A 23,625-nucleotide genomic window follows, 5' to 3' on the forward strand; every position below is an offset into this window, starting at 1 on the left:
GCGGGGCGAGGTGGCAACTCTTATGCACTGACGTACACGACTGACGCGCGTGACACTCGACTCCGCCCCCACCCTCCCCGGGCCGACCCTCGGCGTCGTCGGCGGCGGCCAGCTCGGCCGGATGCTGGCCGAGGCCGCGGCTCCGCTCGGCGTCAGCGTGGTCGTGCTCGACCCGACCCCCGAGTGCCCCGCGTCGGTCGCTGCCGACCAGGTCGTCGGCTCCTTCGACGACCCCGAGGGGGTCGCCGACCTCGCCGCGCGGTGTGACGTCCTCACCTACGAGATCGAACTCGCCGACCCGGACCTCCTCGACGAGGTGAGCCGAGCACACGACGTCCCGGTCCACCCCTCGCCCGACACGCTCCGCGTCATCGAGGACAAGTTCCACCAGAACCGGATGCTCTCGGACGCGAACGTCCCCGTCGCGCCGTTCCGCCGCGTCGAGAGCGTCGCCGACCTCGAATCGGCCGTCGACGAGTTCGACGGCGTCATGCTCAAGGCACGCCGCGGCGGCTACGACGGCCGCGGGAACGTGCCCGTGCCGACGCCGGCCGACGCCGCCGACGCGCTCGACCAGCTCGAGGGGATGGTCATGGCCGAGGCGTTCGTCGACTTCGACCGCGAACTCTCGGTCATCGGCTGTGTCGGCGACGACGAGATCCGAACGTTCCCCGTCGGCGAGAACGTCCACGAGGAGGAGATACTCAGAGAGACCGTCGTCCCGGCACGGACGACGGACGCGGTGGCCGACCGCGCACAGCGTGTCGCCCGCGACGTCCTCGCCGAACTCGCGGGCCGCGGCGTCTACGGCATCGAACTGTTCGAGGTCGACGGCAACATCCTCGTGAACGAGATCGCCCCGCGTCCGCACAACTCGGGCCACTGGAGCATCGAGGGTGCCGTCACCTCCCAGTTCGAACAGCACGTCCGTGCCGTGTTGGGGTGGCCGCTCGGGTCGACTCGACTGCGCGCGCCGACGGTGTCGGCGAACGTCCTCGGGACCGTCGACGCGCCACGGCCGGCGCGCCTCGGTAACGTCGACGCCGTTCTCGCCGCACCCGGCGCAGCGCTGCACTGGTACGGGAAACACGAGGTCCGTCCGCTGCGGAAGATGGGCCACGTGACGCTCGTGGGCGACGCCGGCGAGGGAGACGGCGTCGACGACACGGAGACGCTCCTCTCGCGCGCGAGAGAGACACGCGACAGCCTGACGTTTCACTGACCACCACGCGACACTGACATTTCACCGACCCTGCCAATGACCGACGAATCCGACCTCATCGACAGACTCCGCGACGAAGCCGCACAGGACCGCCCCGCAGAGGAGACCCCCGACGTGGGCATCATCATGGGCTCCGACTCGGACCTCCCCGTGATGGCGGGGGCGTACGAGGCACTCTCCGAACTCGGCTTCGGCGAGCAGACAGACTTCGGGGACTCCCCCGAGGAACGGTTCACCTTCGAGAGCTACGTCGTCTCCGCACACCGGACGCCCGACCTGATGTACGCCTACGCGGACACCGCGGAGGCGCGTGGCCTCGACGTCATCGTCGCCGGTGCCGGCGGCAAGAGCGCGGACCTCCCGAACATGACCGCCTCCATCGCGTTCCCGGTGCCCGTGGTGGGTGTCCCGGTTCAGGAGAAGTCCGTCGACTCCGTCATCGGGATGCCGACCGGCGCGCCCATCACCGCGGTCGACGCGGGCAAGTCGTTCAACGCCGCCCTGTCGGCCGCGCAGGTGCTCGCGCGCGAACACGACGAGGTGAACGAGCGACTCGTCGCGTTCCACGAGGGCCAGAAGGAGGGTGTCGCGGACGTCTCCCGGGCCCTCCACGACCTGGGACTCGAGGGGTTCCGCGCGCGCTCCGACGAGTCGTAGGCGGCAAACCGCCCGACAGCGGCATCGTCACGTGATATCACATGGCACGACTTTCTGCGAACGCTGTCGCTCCGTGAAGATAGCGGACGGAGCGGTGTTCGGTCGCCCGCCAGGGCACAAATCAACGCTTATAATGGTGGTGTTCTAACCGACGGACGATAGGAGACTTCCGTATGAACGATTGGATAGCAATCGGCGCGTTGGGCCTCGTCGGAATCGGCCTCCCCCTGGGGATGATGGCCGCTTCGGCGATTCTGCGCCCGACCGTGCCGGAACAAGGCAAGAGCGCCACCTACGAGAGCGGTGAGGTGCCGACAGGGACGGCGCGCGTCCAGTTCAACATTCAGTACTACATGGTCGCGCTGCTGTTCGTCATCTTCGACATCGAAACCGTTCTCATCCTCCCGTGGACCGTCATCTACCGGTCCGCGCTCGAACAGGGCGCGAGCCTGGCGACCGTGTTGCTGCCGATGCTGATATTCATCGGCGTGCTGGTCGTCGGCCTCGTGTGGGCGTGGCGTAACGGCGCCGTCAGGTGGGTCAAGAGCCCGCGTGCGAGCCGCCGGAAGACAGAGAGACAAGACGCATGAGCAGCGACAACAAACCGTTCGTAACCGACGACGCACAAGTACAGACCGCGACCCGGGACGCCCGGATGGCTGGGGCAGACGACCGGTTCAACTCGACGCTGCGTGAGGCGTTCGGCTCCTCGCCGTTCATTCTCACGAAGTTCGACCAGTTCATGAACTGGGTCCGCGGGTCGTCGATGTTCATGCTGCAGTTCGGTATCGCCTGCTGCAGCATCGAGATGATGCACACCTACGCCGTCAAGCACGACCTCGACCGCTTCGGTGCCGGTGTGCCGCGGGCTTCCCCGCGACAGGCGGACGTCATCATCGTCCCCGGGACCATCGTCTCGAAGTTCGCCCCGCGCATGAAGCGCGTCTACGACCAGATGCCCGAGCCGAAGTTCGTCATCGGCATGGGTTCGTGTACCATCTCCGGTGGGCCGTTCCAGGAGGGGTACAACGTCATCAAGGGCGCAGAGGAGGTCATCCCGGTCGACATCCACGTCCCGGGCTGTCCCCCGCGCCCCGAGGCGCTCGTCTACGGCGTCGCGAAGCTCCAAGAGCGCATCGCCAACGGCGAGTCCTCGCCGGTGACGGTGAAACCCTACGAACTCGAACAGTTCGGCGACCTCGAGCGCGACGAAATCGTCGACCAACTGGCCGAGGAGATCGACACCGACGACCTCGTCATGCGCTACAACTGGGGTGACTCGCCATGAGTCTCGAAGAGCCCGCCGACTCGACGCCAGAACTCGTCGAGGAGTCCCTTCCGACCACGGGCGACGAGCTCGAGGAACTGCTGGGCGAGCACGTCCTCAAGCGTGACGACCACCTGAACGCGCCCGGCTTCGAGATTCGCCCCGACGCCGTCCAGGACGTCCTCTCGACGCTCAAGCAGGAGGCCGGCTTCGACCACCTCTCGTGTGTCACCGCACAGGAGTACGAGGACCGCTACGAGTCCATCTACCACCTCACCTCCTACGACGACCGCACGCGGGAGGCGAGCGTCGTCGTCCCCACCGCCAAGGACGCCCCCAAGAGCCAGACGGCCGAGCCGGTGTTCCGGACCGCCGACTGGCACGAACGCGAAGCGTACGACCTGGTCGGTATCGAGTACGAGGGTCACCCCGACCTCCGACGCATCCTCCTCCCCGAGACGTGGCAGGGTCACCCCCTCGGCCTCGACTACGACCAGGACCGCCCGCAGATCGTCACCCTCAAAGAGCACGCCAACCCGCTGCAGGAAGACCACGCCGACGACGAGGGCAACACGATGTTCGTCAACATCGGCCCGCACCACCCGGCGACCCACGGCGTGCTTCACGTGAAGACGACGCTCGACGGCGAGCAGATCGCCGACCTCGAGTCCGACATCGGCTACCTCCACCGCTGTGAAGAGCAGCTGTGCCAGCAGGGGACCTACCGCTATCAGATCATGCCGTACCCCGACCGCTGGGACTACATCTCGGCGGGGCTGCTCAACGAGTGGGCGTACGCGCGCGCGGCCGAAGACATGGCCGACATCGAGGTGCCCGAGTACGCACAGATCATCCGGACCCTGGGTGCGGAGGTCTGCCGCATCGCCTCGCACATGCTCGCCGTCGGGACGTTCGCGCTGGACGTCTACGGCGACTTCACGGCCATCTTCATGTACGCGGTCCGCGACCGCGAGAAGGCCCAGAACATCCTGGAAGACCTCACCGGACAGCGGCTGATGTTCAACTACTTCCGGTTAGGGGGAGTGGTCTGGGACCTCCCCGAACCCCGCGAGGACTTCTTCGACAAGATTCGGACGTTCCTCGACGAACTCCCCGAGGCACTCGAGGAGTACCACGACATGATCTCGGCGAACGAGATTCTGCAGGTCCGCACCGTCGGGACCGGCGTCTTACCGCCGGAGGTCGCCAAGTCCTACGGCGCGACCGGGCCGGTCGCCCGCGGGTCGGGCGTCGACTACGACCTCCGTCGGGACGACCCCTACGGCTACTACGACGAACTCGACTGGGACGTCGTCACCGAGGACGGCTGCGACAACTTCTCGCGCCTGCTCGTGCGCCTGCGCGAGGTCGAGGAGTCGGCGAAGATCATCGAACAGTGCGTCGACCTGCTCGAGGACTGGCCCGAAGAGGAGCGGAACATCCAGGCGAACGTGCCCCGGACCATCCGCCCGGACGACGACACGGAGATCTACCGGGCGGTCGAGGGGGCGAAGGGCGAACTCGGCATCTACATGCGCGCCGACGGGACGGACAAGCCCGCCCGATTCAAGATCCGCTCGCCGTGCTTCTCGAACCTCCAGACGCTCCCCGAGATGAGTGAGGGAGAGTACATCCCCGACATGATCGCCTCGCTCGGCAGCCTCGACATCGTGCTCGGTGAGGTGGATCGCTGATGCTCGCGGAGGCGCTCTTACAGTCGAGCGCGCCGCTCCCCGACGCGATCGCGCGGCTCCTCGGGCTCGACGGTCTCGCGGGTGCCGTCGTCGGCGGCCTCATCGGAGCGTTCATCATCGCGAACCTGATGCTGACGATGACGGCCGTCGCCGGCCCCTGGGCGAAGCGGAAGATCACCGCCGCCTTCACCGACAGGATCGCCGTCAACCGTATCGGTCCGTTCGGTCTGCTCATCATCGTCGCGGACGCGGTCCGACTGCTCTCGAAGGAGCTCATCGTTCCCGAAGGCGTGGACCGGCCGGCGTGGGACCTCGCACCCATCGTCCTGCCCTTCTCGGCTCTCCTCGGGTTCGCCGTCATCCCGTTCGGGAACGGCATCCAGTTGGCCGACCCCGAGACCGGGCTGGCGTTCGCCTTCGCGGCGGCGTCGATCGCCTCACTCGGCCTGGTGATGGCGGGCTACGCATCGAACAACAAGTACTCGCTGCTCGGTGGCCTGCGCTCTATCGCACAGAACATCGCGTACGAGATTCCGCTCCTGATTACGGCCGCGTCGGTCGTCATCTTCACCGGGACGCTTCAGATGAGCGGCATCGTCTCCGCACAGGCGGAGCCGCTCGTCACCGTCGCGGGCGTGACGATTCCGCAGTGGTTCGCGTTCGTCAACCCGTTCGCGTTCGTCCTGTTCATGGCGGCGAACATGGCCGAGATCGGCCGCAACCCGTTCGACATCCCGGAGGCGCCGACCGAAATCGTCGCCGGCTACCAGACGGAGTACTCCTCGGTGTACTTCGTCCTCTTCTATCTCGGCGAGTTCATCCACATCTTCCTCGGCGGCGCGCTCGCCGCCGTGTTGTTCCTCGGCGGGCCGGCCGGCCCGGTCCTGCCGGGCTTCGTGTGGATGATCATCAAGATGTGGGCGTTCTTCCTGTTCACGCAGTGGTGCCGCTCGGCGGTGCCCCGCGTCCGCATCGACCAGCTCATCGAGATCGGCTGGAAGGGTATGCTCGTCCTTTCGTTTGCGAACCTGGTGCTCACGGCCATCATCGTGGGGGTGATCGCGTAACATGATTGGAATACTCAAAGGAATGGCAGTAACGATGAAACACGCACTCGACGGTCAGACGTTCACCGTCGAGTACCCCGAAGCGGAACCCGAGGTGAGCCCGCGGTTCAGAGGGGTTCACAAGTTCTCACAGGAGCGGTGTATCTGGTGCCGCCAGTGTGAGAACGTCTGTCCGAACGACACCATCCAGATCGTCACGGACGACAAGCGCAACGGGGAGCAGTACAACCTCCACATCGGGCAGTGTATCTACTGCCGGCTCTGTGAGGAGGTCTGTCCCGTCGACGCCATCCTGCTCACGCAGAACTTCGAGTTCACCGCGGACACGAAGAACGACTTCGTCTACAACAAAGAACAGCTCAAGAACGTTCCCTGGTACAAAGGGATGGACCCGCTCAACGAGCGCAACCCCGACCGCAACGCGTGGGTCGGTGAGAGCGACGGCGAGGTCGACTACCAGTAATCGCCGAGAGCGTTCTCGAAATCTTCAAAGGGCATCCACAAGGAGACACACACAATGGCTACCGTTTATGAAATGGCCGCGTTCTTGCTGTTCGCGCTCGTCACAGTCGGGAGCAGCATCGGCGTCGTCCTCGTGCGGGACGTCTGGCACTCCGCACTGTTGCTCGGGGCGGCGCTGTTGAGCGTCGCGGTGCACTACGTGATGTTGCAGGCGGAGTTCCTCGCCGCCATGCAGATCCTCGTCTACGTGGGCGGGGTTCTCATCCTCATCACGTTCGCCGTGATGCTGACGCGGACAGAACCGACAGACGCGGACGAACCGGAGGTGAGCCGCACATGAAACCAACCACACGACCCGAACTCGACCTGGGTTCGCATCTCGTTCCCGGGCTCGCGGCGGTCGCGCTGTTCGCGGTGATGGCCGGCGCGTTCCTCACCGCACAGTTCCCCGAACCACAGGGCTTCCCGGCCGACGCGAACGTCACCGCGAGCATCGGCTACGCGATGTTCAACCTCGACTTCGGCTCCGTCCCCGCGGAGTCGTTCCTCGTGGCGTTCCTCGTCATCGCCATCGCGCTCGACGCGGCGCTCGACGGGGCGATCATCCTCGCGCGTCGCGAGGACGACGGCAAGACGGTCTCGCTGCTCACCGACGGCGGGCGCGAACTGAAGCGCACCGTCTTCGGCGACGACACCGAGTCCGAATCCGACACCGACGCCGACGAGGACACAGGCGCATCCGGAGGTGACCGCTGATGGTGCCGCCGGAGTGGTATCTCCTGCTCTCGGGGGCGGTGTTCTGCATCGGTCTGTTCGGCATCCTGACGAAGCGCAACGCGCTGCTCTTCTTGATGTCCGTCGAGCTGATGTTGAACGCCGCGAACATCAACCTCGTCGCGTTCTCTCAGTTCTGGGGGAACGTCACGGGGCAGACGTTCGGGCTGTTCACGATGGCACTCGCAGCCGCCGAGGTGGCGGTCGGTATCGGCATCATTCTCGTACTGTACCGCAACTTCAAGGACGTCGACGTGACCGTCCCGAAGACGATGAGGTGGTAAGATGGCAGGAATATTCGACTTCGCGCCGGCCATCGTCCTCTTGCCGTTCTTCTCGTTCGTCATCGCCCTCTTCGCTGGGCGATACATGCCGAAGGGCGGGGCGCTGGCGGGCATCGCGGCGACCGGCGGATCGCTTCTCCTGTCCATCGGTGTGGCCTTACAGGTCGCCGGTGGCGGGGCGTACAATCAGACGCTCTACACGTGGGCCGAAGGGCTCGATGCGGTCGACCTGACGTTCGGACTCCTCCTCGACCCGCTGAGCGCGATGATGCTCGTCATCGTCTCGCTCGTGGCGTTCCTCGTCCACCTCTTCTCGCTGGGGTATATGAACGACGAGGGCGAGACCGGACTCCCTCGGTACTACGCCGCGCTCGGCCTCTTCAGCGCGAGTATGCTCGGCTTCGTCGTCAGCGACAACCTGCTGATGGCGTTCATGTTCTTCGAGCTGGTGGGGCTGTGTTCGTACCTGCTCATCGGCTTCTGGTTCCGCGAGGCCGGCCCGCCGTCGGCGGCGAAGAAGGCGTTCTTGGTCACCCGGTTCGGTGACTACTTCTTCCTCGTCGGTGTCGTCGCCGTCTTCGCGACGTTCGGGACCGCCGCGTTCGCGGGCGAGGGGTCGTTCCCCGTCCTCGCCGAACAGGCCATCGCGGGCGAGGCGAGCGTCAACACGCTCGGCTTCGCGCCGCAGACGTGGTTCACCGTCGTCGGCCTGCTCGTCCTCGGCGGCGTCATCGGGAAGTCCGCGCAGTTCCCGCTGCACACCTGGCTCCCCGACGCGATGGAGGGCCCGACGCCCGTCTCCGCGCTCATCCACGCCGCGACGATGGTCGCAGCCGGCGTCTATCTCGTCGCGCGGATGTACGGCTTCTACGCCGTCTCGCCCACCGCCTTGGCGGTCATCGCCCTCGTCGGTGGGTTCACCGCCCTCGTCGCCGCGACGATGGGCGTCGTCAAGCGCGAGATCAAGCAGGTGCTCGCGTACTCGACCATCTCCCAGTACGGCTACATCATGCTCGGCCTGGGCGCGGGCGGCTACGTCGCCGCGACCTTCCACCTGATGACCCACGCGTTCTTCAAGGCGCTGCTCTTCTTGGGTGCGGGGTCGGTCATCATCGCGATGCACCACAACGAGAACATGTGGGACATGGGCGGACTCAAAGAGAAGATGCCCGTGACCTACTACACGTTCCTCGCGGGGTCGCTCGCGCTCGCGGGCATCTTCCCGTTCTCGGGCTTCTGGTCGAAAGACGAGGTGCTCTACGAGACGCTCATCCACGGTCTGGGTGGCTCGCCCATCCTGCTCGCCGCCTACGCGATGGGGCTGTTAGCCGTCTTCTTCACCGGCTTCTACACCTTCCGGATGGTGTTCCTCACCTTCCACGGGAAGCCGCGGTCGGAGACGGCGCGTGATCCCCACGGCGTGCGGTGGAACGTGAAGGTCCCGCTCGTGGTGCTGGGGACGCTCGCGGCCGTCACGGGCGTCGTCAACATGGTGCCGGTGGAGAAGCTCCTCGGCATCGGCGGCATCGACTTCCTCCACCAGTGGCTCGACGGCGGCTTCGAGTCGCTCACGGCCCACCACTACGGGGACGTCCTGCCCTACAGTTCGGCGTACATCGGCGGCGAGGCGGCGACCGTCGCCATCGGCGCGGCCGTCTCGCTTGGCCTCGCCCTCGCGGGTGCGCTGCTCGCGTACACGCTGTACAACGTCCCCGAGCCGGTCGAACACACCGACAAGCTCGGCGGCATCAAGACGCTGCTGTACAACAACTACTACCAGGACGAGTACCAGGTCTGGCTCGCTGAGGACGTCGTCCGGCCCATCGCTCGGGTCGCCGACAAGTTCGACCAGGGCGTCGTCGACGGCGTCGTCAACGGCGTCTCCTCCGTCAGCCTCATGACCGGCTCGCGGATGCGCCGCATCCAGACGGGTGTCGTCTCGAACTACGCGGTGCTCTTGACACTCGGGCTGACGGCGCTCTTGGTAGTGTTCGGTCTGATGGGAGGTTGGTTCGCATGATCATCGAAGCACTCATCGCGTTCACGTTCGTCGCCGCCCTCGGCGTCCTCGTCGCGCCCGACGAGTACGCCGGTCGGCTGGCGTTCGTGCTCAGTCTGGCCCCGGTCGCCGGGGCGCTCTGGATGTGGTCACAGTTCGACGCGAGCGGCAACGCCCTGATGGACGGAACCATCGCGTTCGAGACAGACGTCGTCTGGTTCACCCTCGGTGGACTGGACCTCCACTGGTTCGTCGGGGTCGACGGCATCTCGCTCCCGCTCGTCGTGTTGACGACCATCCTGACGTCGCTCGCCATCGTCTCGGCCTGGACGCCCATCGATATGCGGCAGAGCCAGTTCTACGGGCTGATGCTCTTTATGGAGGCGAACCTCATCGGCGTGTTCACCGCGCTGGACTTCTTCGTCTGGTTCGTCTTCTGGGAGGCCGTCCTCGTCCCGATGTACTTCCTCGTCGGTGTCTGGGGAGGACCTCGGAGAAAGTACGCCGCGATCAAGTTCTTCGTCTACACGAACGTCGCCTCGCTGGTGATGTTCATCGGCTTCATCGCCCTGGTCTTCGGCCTGGGTGACTCCGTCGGCTCGATGCGCCTGCCGGAGATCGCGATGGCGCTCCGCGCCGACGAACTCGGCTCCCTGTACGGCATCGCGCCGAGTACGCTCGCCGCGGCCGCCTTCGTGGCGATGTTCATCGGGTTCGCGGTGAAGGTGCCCGTCGCCCCCCTGCACACGTGGCTGCCCGACGCCCACGTCGAGGCCCCCACGCCCGTGTCGGTGATGCTGGCGGGGGTCCTCCTGAAGATGGGGACCTACGCGCTGCTCCGGTTCAACTTCACGATGCTCCCCGAGGTCGCCGTCGACTTCGCGGTGCCCATCGCGATTCTGGCCGTCATCTCGGTCATCTACGGCGCGCTGCTCGCGCTGGCCCAAGAGGACCTCAAGCGCATCGTCGCCTACTCGTCGGTGTCGTCGATGGGGTACGTCATCCTCGGCCTCATCGCCTACACCACCTACGGCGTGGGCGGCGCGACGTTCCAGATGGTCGCGCACGGCCTCATCTCGGGGCTGATGTTCATGACCGTCGGCGTCGTCTACAACACGACCCACACCCGGATGGTCGGCGACATGTCCGGTATCGCCGACCGGATGCCCGTCACCGCGGGCATCTTCGTCGCCGGCGCGTTCGCCTACATGGGGCTGCCGCTGATGGCCGGCTTCGCGGGCGAGTTCTTCATCTTCAAGGGCTCGTTCGAGTCGACCACCTTCGCGGGGATGCCGCTGTTCACGGCGGCGGCGATGTTCGGCATCGTCATCGTCGCGGGCTATCTCCTCTTGGCGATGCAGCGCACGCTGTTCGGCCCGTTCAGGTTCGACGGCGACTACACCGTCGCAGAGGCACCCGTCCACGACGTGGCGCCGCTGGCGGTGCTGCTCGCGCTCATCATCGTCCTGGGCGTGGCCCCGGACCTGTTCTTCGGGATGATTCAAGACGCCGTCAACCCCATCCTGGGAGGTGTCTCGTAGATGTTCGCTGACGTCTTCATCCAATCGTCGAGCCTGCCCGACTGGGCCGCCACGGCACCCATCCTGGCGCTCGCCGCGGCGTCGATCGTCCTCTTGCTCGCGGACACGATCGACCCCGACACGTCGAACAGCACGCTGCTCGCGGCCATCGCCACGGTCGGTTCGCTCGTGTCGTTCGGTATCGCCGGCTGGTACCTCGTGTCCGGCACGGGCCAGCCCAGTACGGGCGGCGCCATCGAACTGTACGGTGCCTCGCTCGTCGTCGACGGGATGGCGCTGTTCTTCCAGCTCATCTTCGCCTCCGTCACGGCGCTGGTCGTCATCGCCTCGTACGACTATCTGGAGGGCGAGGCCTACCAGGGTGAGTTCTACTCGCTCGTGCTCTTCGCGGCGACCGGGATGAGCCTCATGGCGGCCTCGAACTCCCTCGCGACCGTGTTCGTCTCGCTCGAACTCGCCTCGCTTCCGTCCTACGCGCTCGTCGCGTTCCTCAAGCGCAACCGGGGCAGTGTCGAGGCGAGTCTCAAGTACTTCCTCATCGGCGCGGTCTCCTCGGCCGTCCTTGCATTTGGGATCTCGCTCGTCTACGCCGCCACGGGGTCGCTCGTCCTCGGTGACGTCGCGTCCGGACTGGTGGACGCGACGGGGATGGTCGGTGTCGCCGGCATCGGCGTCTTCATGATCATCGGCGGCTTCGCGTTCAAGACCGCCTCCGTCCCGTTCCACTTCTGGGCCCCGGAGGCGTACGAGGGCGCGCCCGCGCCCATCTCGGGCTTCCTCTCGTCGGCTTCGAAGGCCGCCGGCTTCGCGGTCGCGTTCCGCGTGTTCACGGTGGCGTTCCCCGTCAGCGAACTGGTCCCGATGGGTATCGACTGGCCGCTCGCGTTCGCCGTGCTGGCCGTCGTGACGATGACGCTCGGCAACTTCGCGGCCGCCACGCAGGAGAACGTCAAGCGCATGCTGGCGTACTCCTCTATCGGCCACGCGGGCTACGCGCTCATCGGCCTCGCCGCCGTCTCCAGTGGCGGCCCGAACGGTGACGTCATCGGCGCGTCGATGGCGCACCTCCTGGTCTACGGCTTCATGAACACCGGCGCGTTCATCTTCATCGCCATGACCGAGTACTGGGGCCTGGGTCGGAAATTCGAGGACCTCAACGGTCTCTCGACGCAGGCCCCGATGGCCTGTATCGCCATGACCGTCTTCATGTTCTCGCTGGCCGGTCTGCCGCCGTTCGGCGGGTTCCTCTCGAAGTACGCCCTCTTCTACTCGGCCATCGAGGGCGGCTTCTGGTGGCTCGCGGCCGTCGGCGCGATCAACAGCGCGCTGTCGCTGTTCTACTACTCGCGCGTCGTGAAGGCGATGTGGATCGAAGACCCCATGGGCGACTTCGAGATCGAGTCGCGTCCCATCGGGCTGTACGTCGCCGTCATGGCCGCCGCGCTCGGAACAGTCCTGCTGCTGCCGGCCTTCGCGCCCGTCGTCGAGACGGCGCAGGCATCGGCTGCCGCGCTGTTCTGAGGCTGTCGCGTTCACTCCGTTTCTCGTTCGATGTAGAGACGCGCCAGGCGTCGCACTAGCTCTCGACAGCACGATGCGGCAGGGTTTTTGGCGAGTACTGGCAACCTCCGCTAATGTCGCGGCCAAGCCGTCTGGTGCTCGGATGGAGCCCGGTCGCCCGCGAGGTCGTCCGGTCCGCCCGGACGCGTCCGGGGACGCTCCACGTCGTCTCGGAGGCCCGGAGTCGCGTGGACTCGCTGCGCGACGACGGTGTCGACGCGAGGGTGGGCGACCCGACCGACCCGGAGACGTACCCCGACGACGTGACGACGGTCGTCGTCGCGGGCACGGACGGCGAACGCAACCGTGTCGCCGCCGAGGTCGCACGTGAGCAGTTCTCGGACGCGCTCGTCGTCGCGTACGCGGGTGACGACCCACACGAGGAGACCGTCGCCGCGCTCGACGCCGTCGCCGACCGCGTCGTCGACCCGCACGGGTCAGTGGCGAGGGCGTTCCTCGACACCGCGACGGGGGAGACGGTGACGCGCGTCACCCGACTCCTGCGCGTCCTCCGGACCATCGACGGGACGCTGGCCGTCGTGATGCACGACAATCCCGACCCGGACGCTATCGCGTCGGCGCTCGCACTCGTGCGCATCGCGGACCTGGTCGGTATCGACGCCGTCCCCTGTTACTTCGGCGAGGTCTCTCACCAGGAGAACCGGGCGCTCATCAACCTGCTCGACCTCTCGCTCCGGAACCTCGAACCGGGCGCGACGATGGACGAGTACGACGGCATCGCCCTCGTCGACCACTCGCGCCCCGGCGTCAACGACGGGCTCGCACCCGACACGCGCGTCGACATCGCCATCGACCACCACCCCCCGCGCGCGCCGGTCGAAGCGCGCTGTCTCGACCTGCGGAGCGGGGTCGGCGCGACGAGCACGCTCCTGACGGAGTATCTGCGTCGGCTCCGCATCGAACCCGACACGACGCTCGCGACCGCCCTGTTGTTCGGAATCCGCATCGACACGAAGGACTTCTCGCGGGAGGTGTCGAACGCGGACTTCGAGGCGGCGTCGTTCCTCAGTCCGTACGTCGACCACTCGGCGCTCGACCGCATCGAGGCCCCGAGCATGGGACCGGAGGTCCTCGACACGCTCGCGCGGGCCATCCGTAACCGCGAGGTGCGTGGCGACGCGCTGGCGACGAACGTCGGTGAAATCGCCGACCGCGACGCGCTCGCGCAGGCGGCCGACCGTCTCCTCGACATGGAAGGCGTTCGCCTCACGCTCGTCTACGGCTACCGCGACGACACCCTCTACGCCTCCGGCCGCGCCCGCGGGACCGCCGTCGACCTCGGCGAGACGCTGCGCGACGCGTTCGGCTCCATCGGGAGCGCCGGCGGCCACGCCGACATGGCCGGCGCGCAGGTCGACCTCGGCGTCTGGGACGCGGCGTACGTCGAGGGCGACGATGAGTTCGAAGAACTCGTCACGGAGGTCATGAACGCCCGCTTCTTCGAGACGCTCGAGACCGCGCCGGCGTCGCTGTCGAGCGTCCACAGCGAACTCGGGTTCGAGTACCCCTTCGAGCGGTGAGCGTTCGCCCCCGGCGTGGGGTAGGGTTTTCTTCCCCCTCGGCGTACGACGCTCCATGCCCGGGAAGGCGACCGTCCAGGAGTACATGACCCGTGACGTCGCGACGGTCTCACCGACGGACACCGTCGCCGCCGTCGCGCGGCGTATCGTCGAGAGCGACGGCCACAACGGCTTCCCCGTCTGTGAGGCGCGCAAGGTCGAGGGGTTCATCACCGCGAGCGACCTGCTTCTCGCCGCCGACGACGCCCTCATCTTCACCGTGATGACGGAGGACCTCATCGTCGCCCATCCGGATATGGACATCAACGACGCCGCGCGCGTCATCCTCCGGTCGGGCATCCGCAAACTGCCCGTCGTCGACGACGCCGGCAACCTCGTCGGTATCATCTCCAACACGGACGTCATCCGCTCACAGATCGAGCGCGCGACGCCCGAGAAGGTGGGGAAGCTGATGCGCACCCTCGAACAGATACACGGTATCAAGGTCCACGAGGAGCGAAACGTCGTCCCGCTCGACGGCCTCATCCCGACGCAAGCGCGTGTCTACGCCGACGAACTCGAGGGCAGACAGTACGAACTCGAGCGGGGGCTCGCCGAACCGCTCGTCGTCATCGACAACGCGGGGACAAACCTGCTCGCGGACGGCCATCACCGGGTCATGGCGGCCGACAGGCTGGGCATCGAGGAGATGGACGCCTACGTCATCGTCGTCGACGACCCCGTCGAGTTGGGGATGGAGCGAACCGCGCGGAAGGAGGGGCTCGAGTCGATTCGCGACATCGAGGTCGTCGACTACGCCCGTCACCCGCTCGTGGAGACGACGCGTCGACTCCAGTGACTGCGCTTTACCGCTCCGCGACGTCGTACGTCTCCCGCCACTCGGCGGCAACTCGCTCGGCCTCGTCGCGGGTCTCGGCGCGCTCGTCGAGGTACAACGACCCCTCCGGAGCCTGCGTGAGTCGGTCGAGGCGGACAATCCACCCGTCGTGGCGCGTTCGGAGGCGGATGGTCGCCCAGCCGTCGTCGCGCACCCACTCGGTGTGTACGTTCCGTTCGTCGTTCGTCTCGGTCCAGGTCACGTGGGCTCGGTCGCACCCGACGGGCCTGTAGCTTACTCTCTGCGTCTCCAGCTCACGACGACCGCCCCACGAAGTCCAGTCGTTCGTCCAGTCGCCCCAGGAGCGCCAGCCCGTAGTACCGGAAGTAGGTCACGACGGGCACCTGCACGACGACGCTCAAGACGGCGACGAGCAGCGTGAACCCGACGGCGAGGACGCCGAGGACGACCAGGCCGATCCCCTGGACCCCGACGGTAGCGACGACGCCGCCGCCGACGAGTGCGAAGGGAATCGCGACGACGAGCGCACCGAGACCGACGGCGAGGCCGACGACGACGGCGGCGGCCGCACCGAGGACCAGTCGGACGACGAGGTAGAGCGCGACCTCACGCCACGCCGCCCGACAGAGCGGGGCGAACCGACGCCACGCCGACAGGAGTGTCCGTCCCTCGCCGACCATCGTCGGGACGACGAAGTCCGTCGTGAGTCGGAGGACGAGCGCCCCGACGAGCCAGACGACGCCGACACCAGCGAGCAGAAGCGGGAGGAGCACGACACGCCAGCCGGCCCCGGCGACGGGAGCCGGGCTGATGAAGAAGGCGACCGGGATGGCGGCGCTGGCGAGCAGTCCGAGGAGGACGAGCGTCCGGAAGGCGAACAGGCGGAGTCCGGGGACGAGGAACTGACGGAACGGCCGTCGGAGGTCGACCTGCCGCGTCCGCAACGACTCGACGAGGACGAACTCCATGACCGCCCCGGCGACCACGTAGCCGAGCGCGAGGACGACGGTGATGGCGACGATGACGACGATGAGCGCACCCACGCGCTCGGGCGCGAGCGTCGGCACCGGGGGCAACTCGAGGCTGTGCAGGGCGGTCTCCGGCGGCGACGGCGAGGAGACGGCTCCCTGTGCCGCCTGCCCTGCACCGCCACCACCGCCGACACCACCGACGAAGAACGTCACGACGACGAGTCGGAGCCACGTCCGCCACGAGAGGGGGAGAAGCAGCGACTCCGTCGCGGCCCGAGCGTCGTCGAGCGAGTCGACCGCGTTCCACGACATTCACTCGCCGTGACGCTCGCGGGCTACAAAAGTCGCAGGGAACAGCTACTTGCGCTCGTGGGTGAAACAGCGTCGCGTGACTGTACACGAGCGACGAACCAGGGCCTGTCAGGAGCGCCTTCGGGAGCGGGGAGCGGCCCTCGCCGTGCTCGCGCCCGGCGCGAACCTCCGGTACCTGACCGGCGTGGCGGAGACCCCCTCCGAACGGCTGTTCTGCTGTCTCCTCCCCCCGACCGGCGACCCCGCCTTCGTCGTCCCCGAACTCTCGAGCGAACAGGTTCGCGAGGCGACCTGGGTCTCGACCGTACGAAGCTGGCGCGACGGCGACGACCCGGTGGACACGCTCGACGCCGCGGTCGACGAGTGTGTCGCCGACGCGGGGCGGGTGCTCCTCGACGGGACGATGTGGGCGCGACACACCCTCGACGTCCAGTCCGTCCTCGGCGGCCGGACGTTCGGCCTGGCCGAGGAGGTACTCGGCCCGCTCCGGGCCCGAAAAGACGAGACGGAACTCGACGCGCTGCGCCGCGCCGGTGCCGTCGCCGACGAGGTGATGGCGAGCCTCTTCGCCGATGCCGGCTCCCTCGTCGGCGAGTCGGAGGCCGCACTCGCGCGCGAGGTGGAGCGCCGACTCGTCGACGCCGGCGGCGAGGGCGTCTCCTTCGAGCCCATCGTCGCCGCCGGACCGAACGGCGCGAAGCCACATCACCACCACGGGACACGGACCGTCGAACCGGGCGACCCCGTCGTCTTCGACTTCGGGACGCGCGTCGATGGCTACCCGAGCGACACCACCCGGACGGTCGTCCTCGATGGCACACCGTCGAGCGAGTTCGAGGCGGTCCACGAGGTGGTTCGAGCGGCACAGGCCGCGGCCGTCGAGGCCGTCGACCCCGGCGTCGAAGCCCGTGCGGTCGACCGGGCCGCCCGCGACGTCATCGAGGCCGCGGGGTACGGCGAGCAGTTCGTCCACCGGACCGGCCACGGCGTCGGGCTCGACGTCCACGAGGAGCCGTACGTCAGCGCGGACTCGACGGCGACGCTCGAGCCGGGGATGGTGTTCAGCGTCGAACCCGGCGTGTATCTGCCCGACGAGTTCGGCGTCCGCATCGAGGACCTCGTCGTCGTCACCGACGACGGCTGTGAGCGACTGAACGACTCGTCGCGCGACTGGCGAGTCGGCGGCTAGCCGTCACGCTCACGAGCGCTCACGAGCGCTCACGGGCGTTCGCGAGCGGGAGGCGGAGGGTGACGACGCTTCCGGTCGGGTCGTTCTCGCCGAACGAGACTGTCCCTCGCGACTCCGAGACGATCCAGTTGACGAGCCAGAGCCCGATGCCGCTCCCGTGTTCGAGCGGCGTCTCCCGCCCGTCGACCAGCACGTTCCGTTCTTGCGGCGGGATGCCGGGGCCGTAGTCCGCGACGGCGACCTCGACCGCCGAGTCGCCGACACGACGGACCGCCACCTCGACCGTCGGCGAGAGCGACGTCGTGTGGATGACGGCGTTCTCGAGGAGGTTGTCGAGCGCCACGCCGAGCAGGTCACTCGACTGCACCACGACCGGCTCGTCGGGGACGTCGAGTGCGAACTCGGCGAACGGTCGCTCCCGGCGCGCCTCGGTGACGCGCTCCGTGACGAGGTCGCCGACGTCGACCGCAGTGACGAGGCGGTCGGTCCGCCCGAGCGTCTGTTCGGCCTCGCGGACCTTCGTGGCGAGGTCGACGAGGCGGGTCGCCTTCGACCGGATGACCGCCGAGGAGTCCGCCGTGGCCGAGGGGTCCGTCGCGATGAGTTCGGCGTGGCCCTGGATGACGTTCAGGTCGTTCCGGAGGTCGTGTCGGAGGATGCGGTTGAGCACCGCGAGCCGTTGCTGGTGGCGGTACGTCCGGGTGACGTCGCGTATCGTGACGAGCCGACCGCTGACGAGGCCGCGGAGGTGCTCGAACGACGACTCCCGGAGTTCGTACCGACGGCGCTCGCCGTCCCGGGTGAGTTCGACCTCGGTCGGGAGGTTCGCGAGGTGGTCGTCGAACGAGTCGAGGGTCGCGAGGAGGTCCTCGGCGACCCGGTTCGTGTCCAGCACGCGGCCGTCCTCCGAGAGGACGACGACGCCGTCGTCCATCGTCTCGATGACCGCGTCGCGGGCGACCTCGCGGGCGACGGGGAGGCTGTCGAACAGGCCCCACTCGGCGAGCGACACGGTGAGGACGACCCCGGTGACGACGAAGCCGAACGGCGTCGGGTCGAGGGGGAGGTCGACCGTCCCCGAGAGGAAGAGGGCGTTCGCCATCCAGGGGACGGCGACGGCCGCGAGGACGGCGAGAGCGTGCCGCGAGCGGTCGCTCGAAACGACGTACATCAGCACGAACAGGACCGTCCCGGCCCCGAGCAGCAGATACGAGTACGCGGCGTGTACCCAGAACCACGGGCCGCGGCCCGTCGTCAGCACGTCCCCATCGGCGGGTGCGAGAAGGAGCGGGTGTCCGGCGACGGCGAGGGCGGCCGTCACCGTCGGGACCACGAGGAGCGCGACAGCCAGCCGCGGCGTCACGCGCGGCCCGCGTCCCGTGTACTCGACGGCGAAGACGAGCCACGCGACCGGGACGTACGCGACGGCGACGAGCGAGACGTGCGAGAAGCGACGTCGAACGACCGCGTCGGCCGCGAACAGTTCGCCGCCGTAGCTGACACACCACGCGGCGACGAGCAGCATCAACACCGCGAGTGGGGTTCCTGCGACGACGGCTCGCTCTCGGACGGCCGCGACGGCGACGCCGACCGCGAGCGCGACGGCGGCCAGGAGCGACGCTGCTACCATCGGCCATCCACCGACGACGGACGCCCCGAACGCTGGCCCCACGGTTAGTGAGAGCGCGTCTGTCCGGTAGTTGAACGTATCGCACGGGGTATCAGTCCTGAGAGTCGTCCATCGACTGCCGGGGAGCGGTCTCCGCCCAAACACTCTCTATCTCTGGGTGTCTGGGTGGTGTCATGCCACGGCTCTCTTCCGCGGACCGTGACCGACTCCGTGCCGCGTTCGACCGACAACTCGACGTCGGCCTCCACGACGGAGCCCAGTTGGCCGTCTACGTCGACGGGGAACTCGCCGTCGACTTCGCCGGCGGGACCGACGGTCGCGGCGGCGAGACCACTGCGGACACGCGCCACCTCGTCTTCTCGTGCACGAAACCGTACGCGGGCGTGGGCCTCCACCAGCTCGTCGAGGCGGGCGAACTCGCTTACGACGACCCCGTCGTCGACCACTGGCCCGACTTCGCCGACGAGGGGAGCGAGAAGGCCGAAATCACCGTCCGACAGGTGCTGAGTCACACTGCGGGCATCCCCGCGAGTGACCTCGACACCCAGCCCGAACTGTGGGGTGACTGGGACGCCGTGGTGGAGGCGATGGAGGCCGTCGAGCCGCAGTTCCCTCCGGGTGAGCAACCGGCGTACCACACGTTCAACTACGGCTGGCTGGTGGGCGAACTCATCAGGCGAGTGAGCGGCCAACCCGTCGAGGAGTACGTCGCAGAACACGTGTTCGACCCGCTGGGGATGGACCGGACGTCCATCGGTCTGCGTGCCGACGAGGAGGACGACGTCGCTGCCCTCTCGGGCTTCGAGGTGTTCGACCGGTGTCGCGACCCCGGTGAGGGGCTCGGTATCCCGGCGTCGGAGTCGGCGGCCGCGTTCAACGACGAGGCGGTCCACCGCGCCGTGATGCCGGCCGCGAACGGTATCGGGACCGCCCGCGACATGGCGCGCTTTTACGCCTGTGTCGCGAACGGGGGCGAACTGGACGGGACGCGACTCCTCTCCGAGGAGACGGTCGAAGAGGCGACCCGGACACACGCCGAGACCGACAGCGACGGGACCCTGTCGCGGCCGGCGCGGTACGCGCTCGGCTTCTGGACCGGCGGCCTCGCGAACGACATGTTCGGGTCGGTCAGCCACGAGCGGATGGTCGGTCACGCCGGCCTCGGGAGCATCTTCGGGTGGGCGGACCTCGACGCGAACGTGGGGTTCGCCTACGTCACGAACGGTATCCGCGAGGAGTCGTGGGAGCACGCGGCGCGCGTGGCGGAGCTGTCAGACGCGGTGCGGCTGTTGCTCCGGCGCTGAGCCCGACCTACGCCTCGTCCGCGTCTTCGTCCTCGGCGTCGGCGTCGCTGCCGTCGTTCGCGTTCGCGTCCGCAGTCGCTGCGCCGACGAGCGAATCGACGTCGGTGTGTTCGAACAGGAGGGTGCGCATCTGTTCGACCGTCTCCGTGTCGCGGGTCCGTCCGCTGTGGACGACGTCTTCACACCGTTCGACGACCGAGAGGGTGTCGCCGCTGACCATGAGGACGGGGACGCCCTTCTGTTCGGCCTTGCCGATGACCGCACCCGGCGGGCGGTGCGCCCCGGTGAGGAGCAGACACTTCACGCCCGGTGCCTCCAGCGCGGCCGTGTGTATTTCCGCGCGGTCACCGCCGGTGATGACCGCGGCGTCCTTCGTCCGCCGGAAGTACCGCAGCGCCTCGTCGCCGCCCATCGCCCCGACGAGGAAGCGCTCGACGAACGCGCCGGTCGGCGCGTCGTTGACGATCTCGGCCCCGAGTTCGGAGGCGAGGTCGGCGACGGTGACGCCGGCCAGTTCCTGCACGCGCGGGACGAGGCCGACGACCGGGACGCCGCGCGATTCGAGGAACGGGACGACGTCGTTCTCGAGTTCGTCGTACGCGGAGTCGGAGACGCGGTTGAACAGGACGCCAGCCAGCCGGTCACCGATGTCGGACGTGGCCGCGAGGACGTCGTCGAGATCGCCCGGGTCCGCGTAGTCGGCGACGAGAAGCACTCGTGCGTCGAGGAGGTCGGCGACCTGCGGGTCGGTGAGGTCGACGATGCCCCCGGTGGTGTGGTGGCCGCCACCCTCGACGAGCATAAGGTCTCGCCCCTCGGCGAGCGCGTCGAACTGTTCGCGGACGTTGTCGGCGAGCGCGCCGGGCTCTTCGTGGCCGCGGATAGCGCCCTGGACGAACGTCGGCGAGTAGACGATGGGCTCCATCTGGTGCATCTCCGAGTCGAGGTCGAGCAGGTCGCGCGCGAGCATCGGGTCGCGGTCGAGCGTCTTGCCGACGTTCGACTGCAGGCGCGTCCCTTTCGGCTTCATGTAGCCGACGTCGCGGCCACGCTCTTTCGCCAGGAGGCCGAGCGCGAGGGTGATGGCCGTCTTGCCTGTGCTCTCTCCGGTCGAGGTGACGAGTAGTGTCTGGGTCTGGGGTTCAGTCATTGGTCTGGCTCCGTGAGGGGCTTGTCGGTCTCCGATTCGGTCGGTTCGGCGGGCCGCTCCAGTTCGTCGAGGTCGACGGTGAGCCGAACGTCCACGGCCTGTGCGCCGTCGGGCATCGCCACGAGCGGGTTGATGTCGAGTTCGAGGATGGCGGGGAAGTCGGTCACGAGTTGTGAGAGGCGCTGTATCGTCTCGGCGACGGTGTCGACGTCGACGGGGTCGCGCCCGCGTGCACCCCTGAGGAGCGGTGCCGCGTCGATTTCGCCGGTCATCTCGGCCGCTTCGGTCTCGGTGACGGGTGCGACGCGGAACGTCGTGTCCTCCAGTACCTCGACGAAGATGCCGCCGAGGCCGAACATCATGAGCGGGCCGAACTGCGGGTCGCGGTTCATGCCCACGATGGTCTCCACGCCGGAATCGAGGTCGACCATCTCCTGGACCTGGACGCCGAGTATCTCGGCGTCGGGCTGGTAGTTCCGCGCCCGCGTGATGAGGTCCTCGTAGGCGTCGTACACCTCCTCGTTCGGGACGCCGACGCGGACGCCGCCGATGTCGGACTTGTGGAGGATGTCGGGTGAGACGATCTTCATCACGACGTCGCCCTCGATGGGCTGTGCGAGGTCGAGCGCCTCGGTCGGGTCCGTCGCGATGCCGCCCTCCGGTGTCGGAATCCCGTAGGCGTCGAGGAGGTCCATCGCCTCGACACCCAGCCTGGGCTCGTCGCGCTCGGCGGCGCGGCCGAGAATCTCGCGGGCGGCCTCGCGGTCGACGTCGAACGTCGTCGGGGTGTCGTACTCCCGCGTGGAGAGCTCCTTGAACCGGACGAGCGCGTCGAGACCCTCGATGGCGCGGGCGGGGTCGAAGTAGTTCGGGATGCCGGCCTCGCCCAGGACGCCGGCGGCCTCGTCGACCCGCGCACCGCCCATGAAGCAGGCGGCGACGGGCTTGTCGTGTTCTTTCTGGAGTGTCACCGTGTCGCGGGCGAGCTGCTCGTAGTCGAGGACGGCGGTGGGACACGAGAGGACGAGCGCGCAGCCGACGTTCTCGTCGGCGAGGGCGACGTCGAGCGCCTCCGCGAACCGCTCGTTGTCCGCGTCGCCGACGATGTCGACGGGGTTGTAGATGTTCCCCTCCTCGGGGAGGCTCTTCGAGAAGGCGTCGAGCGTCTCCTCGGAGAAGGACGCCATCCCGAGTCGGGAGTCGCCGACGGCGTCGGTCGACATGACGCCGGGGCCGCCGGCGTTCGTGATGATGGCCACGTTGTCGTTATCGGGGAGTGGCTGTGACTCGAGGACGCGCGCGGCGTCGAACAGTTCCTGGACCGAGTCGGCGCGGATGACGCCCGCCTGGTCGAGGCCGGTCTCGTACGCCTGCTCGCTGCCGGCGAGCGTCCCGGTGTGTGAGGAGGCGGCCTGTGCGCCCGCGTCGGTCCGCCCGGACTTGACGAGGACGACCGGCGTGTCCTTCGTCACCTCGCGGGCGGTGTCGATGAACTGCCGCCCCTCCTCGATGCCTTCGAGGTAGCCGATGATGACGTCGGTCTCGGGGTCGTCACCCCACTCGTTCACGAAGTCGGCCTCGTCGAGGACGGCCTTGTTCCCCAGTGAGACGACGTCTTTGAAGCCGATTCCCTGGTCGTTGGCCCAGTCGAGGACCGCCGTGATGAACGCCCCCGACTGAGACATGAACGACATGTTCCCCGCGAGGGCGTTGTCCGGGCCGAACGTCGCGTTCATCCCTCGCCGCGTCGAGAGGACGCCGAGGGAGTTCGGCCCGACGAGGTTCAGTTCGTACTCCTCGGCGACGGCGCGCAACTCTTCTTCGCGCGCTGCCCCGTCGCTGCCGGTCTCACCGAAGCCGGCGGTGATGACGACGACGTTGTCGATGCCGTTCTCGCCCGCCTCGCGGACGACCTCGACGGCGACAGAGGGCGGGACGACGACCACGGCGAGGTCGGCGTCGGCCTCCGCGAGCGACGAGACGCAGGGGCGGCCGAGCACCTCCTCGCGCTTCGGGTTCACGGGAACCACCGTGCCTTCGAAATCGGCGAGGAGGTTCTCCGTGATGGCGCGGCCGACCGACCCCTCGCGGTCTGTGGCGCCGACCACGGCGACACGCTCTGGGGCAAACAGTGCAGCTAGCTCTCCCATCCTCTGGCCGTTC

The 23,625-nt window shown here is 67.8% G+C and carries 22 protein-coding genes; 17 read left to right on the plus strand and 5 right to left on the minus strand.

Annotation, left to right across the window (positions count from 1 at the left end; translation table 11 throughout):
* The first annotated feature begins 49 nt into the window (after positions 1-49).
* The 15 genes from E6N53_RS01320 to E6N53_RS01390 all read left to right on the plus strand — a co-directional run bounded on the left by E6N53_RS01320 (position 50) and on the right by E6N53_RS01390 (position 14,906).
* Positions 50-1,222, plus strand: coding sequence for a 5-(carboxyamino)imidazole ribonucleotide synthase (locus tag E6N53_RS01320; RefSeq protein ID WP_269090086.1), 1,173 nt, complete (start codon positions 50-52; stop codon positions 1,220-1,222).
* A 36-nt stretch (positions 1,223-1,258) separates the two neighbouring features.
* Entirely contained in the window at positions 1,259-1,879 is a 621-nt protein-coding gene (gene purE / locus E6N53_RS01325) for a 5-(carboxyamino)imidazole ribonucleotide mutase (RefSeq protein WP_142856297.1), read from the plus strand.
* Positions 1,880-2,052: 173 nt separating this feature from the next.
* Entirely contained in the window at positions 2,053-2,469 is a 417-nt protein-coding gene (locus E6N53_RS01330) for an NADH-quinone oxidoreductase subunit A (RefSeq protein WP_136588668.1), read from the plus strand.
* Positions 2,466-3,167, plus strand: a complete 702-nt coding sequence (locus E6N53_RS01335; protein WP_136588669.1) for an NADH-quinone oxidoreductase subunit B — start codon at positions 2,466-2,468, stop codon at positions 3,165-3,167. Before E6N53_RS01330 ends, E6N53_RS01335 begins: the two co-directional genes overlap by 4 nt.
* A complete protein-coding gene (locus tag E6N53_RS01340) occupies positions 3,164-4,840 on the plus strand; it encodes an NADH-quinone oxidoreductase subunit D (protein ID WP_142856299.1) in 1,677 nt (558 codons plus the stop codon). The genes E6N53_RS01335 and E6N53_RS01340 overlap by 4 nt, the downstream gene beginning before the upstream one ends.
* Positions 4,840-5,907, plus strand: a complete 1,068-nt coding sequence (locus E6N53_RS01345) for a complex I subunit 1/NuoH family protein (RefSeq protein ID WP_136588671.1) — start codon at positions 4,840-4,842, stop codon at positions 5,905-5,907. The genes E6N53_RS01340 and E6N53_RS01345 overlap by 1 nt, the downstream gene beginning before the upstream one ends.
* 1 nt (position 5,908) lies before the next feature.
* Positions 5,909-6,370 carry a NuoI/complex I 23 kDa subunit family protein gene (locus tag E6N53_RS01350; RefSeq protein ID WP_136588672.1) on the plus strand — a complete coding sequence of 154 codons (462 nt, stop codon included), beginning with the start codon at positions 5,909-5,911 and terminating at the stop codon, positions 6,368-6,370.
* Positions 6,371-6,424: 54 nt separating this feature from the next.
* Complete coding sequence (locus tag E6N53_RS01355; protein ID WP_136588673.1) at positions 6,425-6,709, plus strand: NADH-quinone oxidoreductase subunit J; 285 nt, start codon at positions 6,425-6,427, stop codon at positions 6,707-6,709.
* Complete coding sequence (locus E6N53_RS01360; RefSeq protein ID WP_142856301.1) at positions 6,706-7,125, plus strand: NADH-quinone oxidoreductase subunit J family protein; 420 nt, start codon at positions 6,706-6,708, stop codon at positions 7,123-7,125. Before E6N53_RS01355 ends, E6N53_RS01360 begins: the two co-directional genes overlap by 4 nt.
* Positions 7,125-7,427, plus strand: coding sequence for an NADH-quinone oxidoreductase subunit NuoK (gene nuoK / locus E6N53_RS01365; protein ID WP_136588675.1), 303 nt, complete (start codon positions 7,125-7,127; stop codon positions 7,425-7,427). Before E6N53_RS01360 ends, nuoK begins: the two co-directional genes overlap by 1 nt.
* Before the next feature lies 1 nt (position 7,428).
* Complete coding sequence (gene nuoL, locus E6N53_RS01370) at positions 7,429-9,447, plus strand: NADH-quinone oxidoreductase subunit L (RefSeq protein ID WP_142856303.1); 2,019 nt, start codon at positions 7,429-7,431, stop codon at positions 9,445-9,447.
* Entirely contained in the window at positions 9,444-10,967 is a 1,524-nt protein-coding gene (locus tag E6N53_RS01375) for a complex I subunit 4 family protein (RefSeq protein ID WP_136588677.1), read from the plus strand. Before nuoL ends, E6N53_RS01375 begins: the two co-directional genes overlap by 4 nt.
* Positions 10,968-12,488, plus strand: coding sequence for an NADH-quinone oxidoreductase subunit N (locus E6N53_RS01380; RefSeq protein WP_142856305.1), 1,521 nt, complete (start codon positions 10,968-10,970; stop codon positions 12,486-12,488).
* A gap of 113 nt (positions 12,489-12,601) precedes the next feature.
* Positions 12,602-14,068: a DHH family phosphoesterase gene (locus E6N53_RS01385; protein WP_142856307.1), complete on the plus strand. Its 1,467-nt coding sequence runs from the start codon at positions 12,602-12,604 to the stop codon at positions 14,066-14,068.
* A gap of 55 nt (positions 14,069-14,123) precedes the next feature.
* Positions 14,124-14,906, plus strand: coding sequence for a CBS pair associated ParBc domain-containing protein (locus tag E6N53_RS01390; RefSeq protein ID WP_136602189.1), 783 nt, complete (start codon positions 14,124-14,126; stop codon positions 14,904-14,906).
* 7 nt (positions 14,907-14,913) lie between these two features.
* Here E6N53_RS01390 and E6N53_RS01395 read toward each other — a convergent pair whose 3' ends face one another.
* Positions 14,914-15,147 (minus strand): DUF7543 family protein, encoded by a 234-nt coding sequence (locus E6N53_RS01395; protein ID WP_142856309.1) that lies wholly within the window; start codon positions 15,145-15,147, stop codon positions 14,914-14,916.
* A 52-nt stretch (positions 15,148-15,199) separates the two neighbouring features.
* A complete protein-coding gene (locus tag E6N53_RS01400) occupies positions 15,200-16,189 on the minus strand; it encodes a DUF7544 domain-containing protein (RefSeq protein WP_142856311.1) in 990 nt (329 codons plus the stop codon).
* A gap of 76 nt (positions 16,190-16,265) precedes the next feature.
* On the opposite strand from E6N53_RS01400, the gene E6N53_RS01405 reads away from it, so the two are divergent.
* Positions 16,266-17,378, plus strand: coding sequence for a M24 family metallopeptidase (locus E6N53_RS01405; protein ID WP_142856313.1), 1,113 nt, complete (start codon positions 16,266-16,268; stop codon positions 17,376-17,378).
* Positions 17,379-17,397: 19 nt separating this feature from the next.
* Here the strand turns inward: E6N53_RS01405 and E6N53_RS01410 are convergent, their stop codons facing one another.
* Entirely contained in the window at positions 17,398-19,008 is a 1,611-nt protein-coding gene (locus E6N53_RS01410; protein WP_142856315.1) for a sensor histidine kinase, read from the minus strand.
* Positions 19,009-19,181: 173 nt separating this feature from the next.
* On the opposite strand from E6N53_RS01410, the gene E6N53_RS01415 reads away from it, so the two are divergent.
* Positions 19,182-20,312 carry a serine hydrolase domain-containing protein gene (locus tag E6N53_RS01415; protein WP_142856317.1) on the plus strand — a complete coding sequence of 377 codons (1,131 nt, stop codon included), beginning with the start codon at positions 19,182-19,184 and terminating at the stop codon, positions 20,310-20,312.
* A 7-nt stretch (positions 20,313-20,319) separates the two neighbouring features.
* On the opposite strand, the gene E6N53_RS01420 is transcribed toward E6N53_RS01415, so the two are convergent.
* Together E6N53_RS01420 and E6N53_RS01425 are read right to left on the minus strand one after the other, a co-directional pair.
* Positions 20,320-21,462 (minus strand): phosphotransacetylase family protein, encoded by a 1,143-nt coding sequence (locus E6N53_RS01420; protein WP_142856319.1) that lies wholly within the window; start codon positions 21,460-21,462, stop codon positions 20,320-20,322.
* Entirely contained in the window at positions 21,459-23,612 is a 2,154-nt protein-coding gene (locus E6N53_RS01425; protein WP_142856321.1) for an acetate--CoA ligase family protein, read from the minus strand. The genes E6N53_RS01420 and E6N53_RS01425 overlap by 4 nt, the downstream gene beginning before the upstream one ends.
* Between the last annotated feature and the right edge of the window lie 13 nt (positions 23,613-23,625).

This window comes from Salinigranum halophilum (genome assembly GCF_007004735.1).
GTDB classification, from domain to species: domain Archaea; phylum Halobacteriota; class Halobacteria; order Halobacteriales; family Haloferacaceae; genus Salinigranum; species Salinigranum halophilum.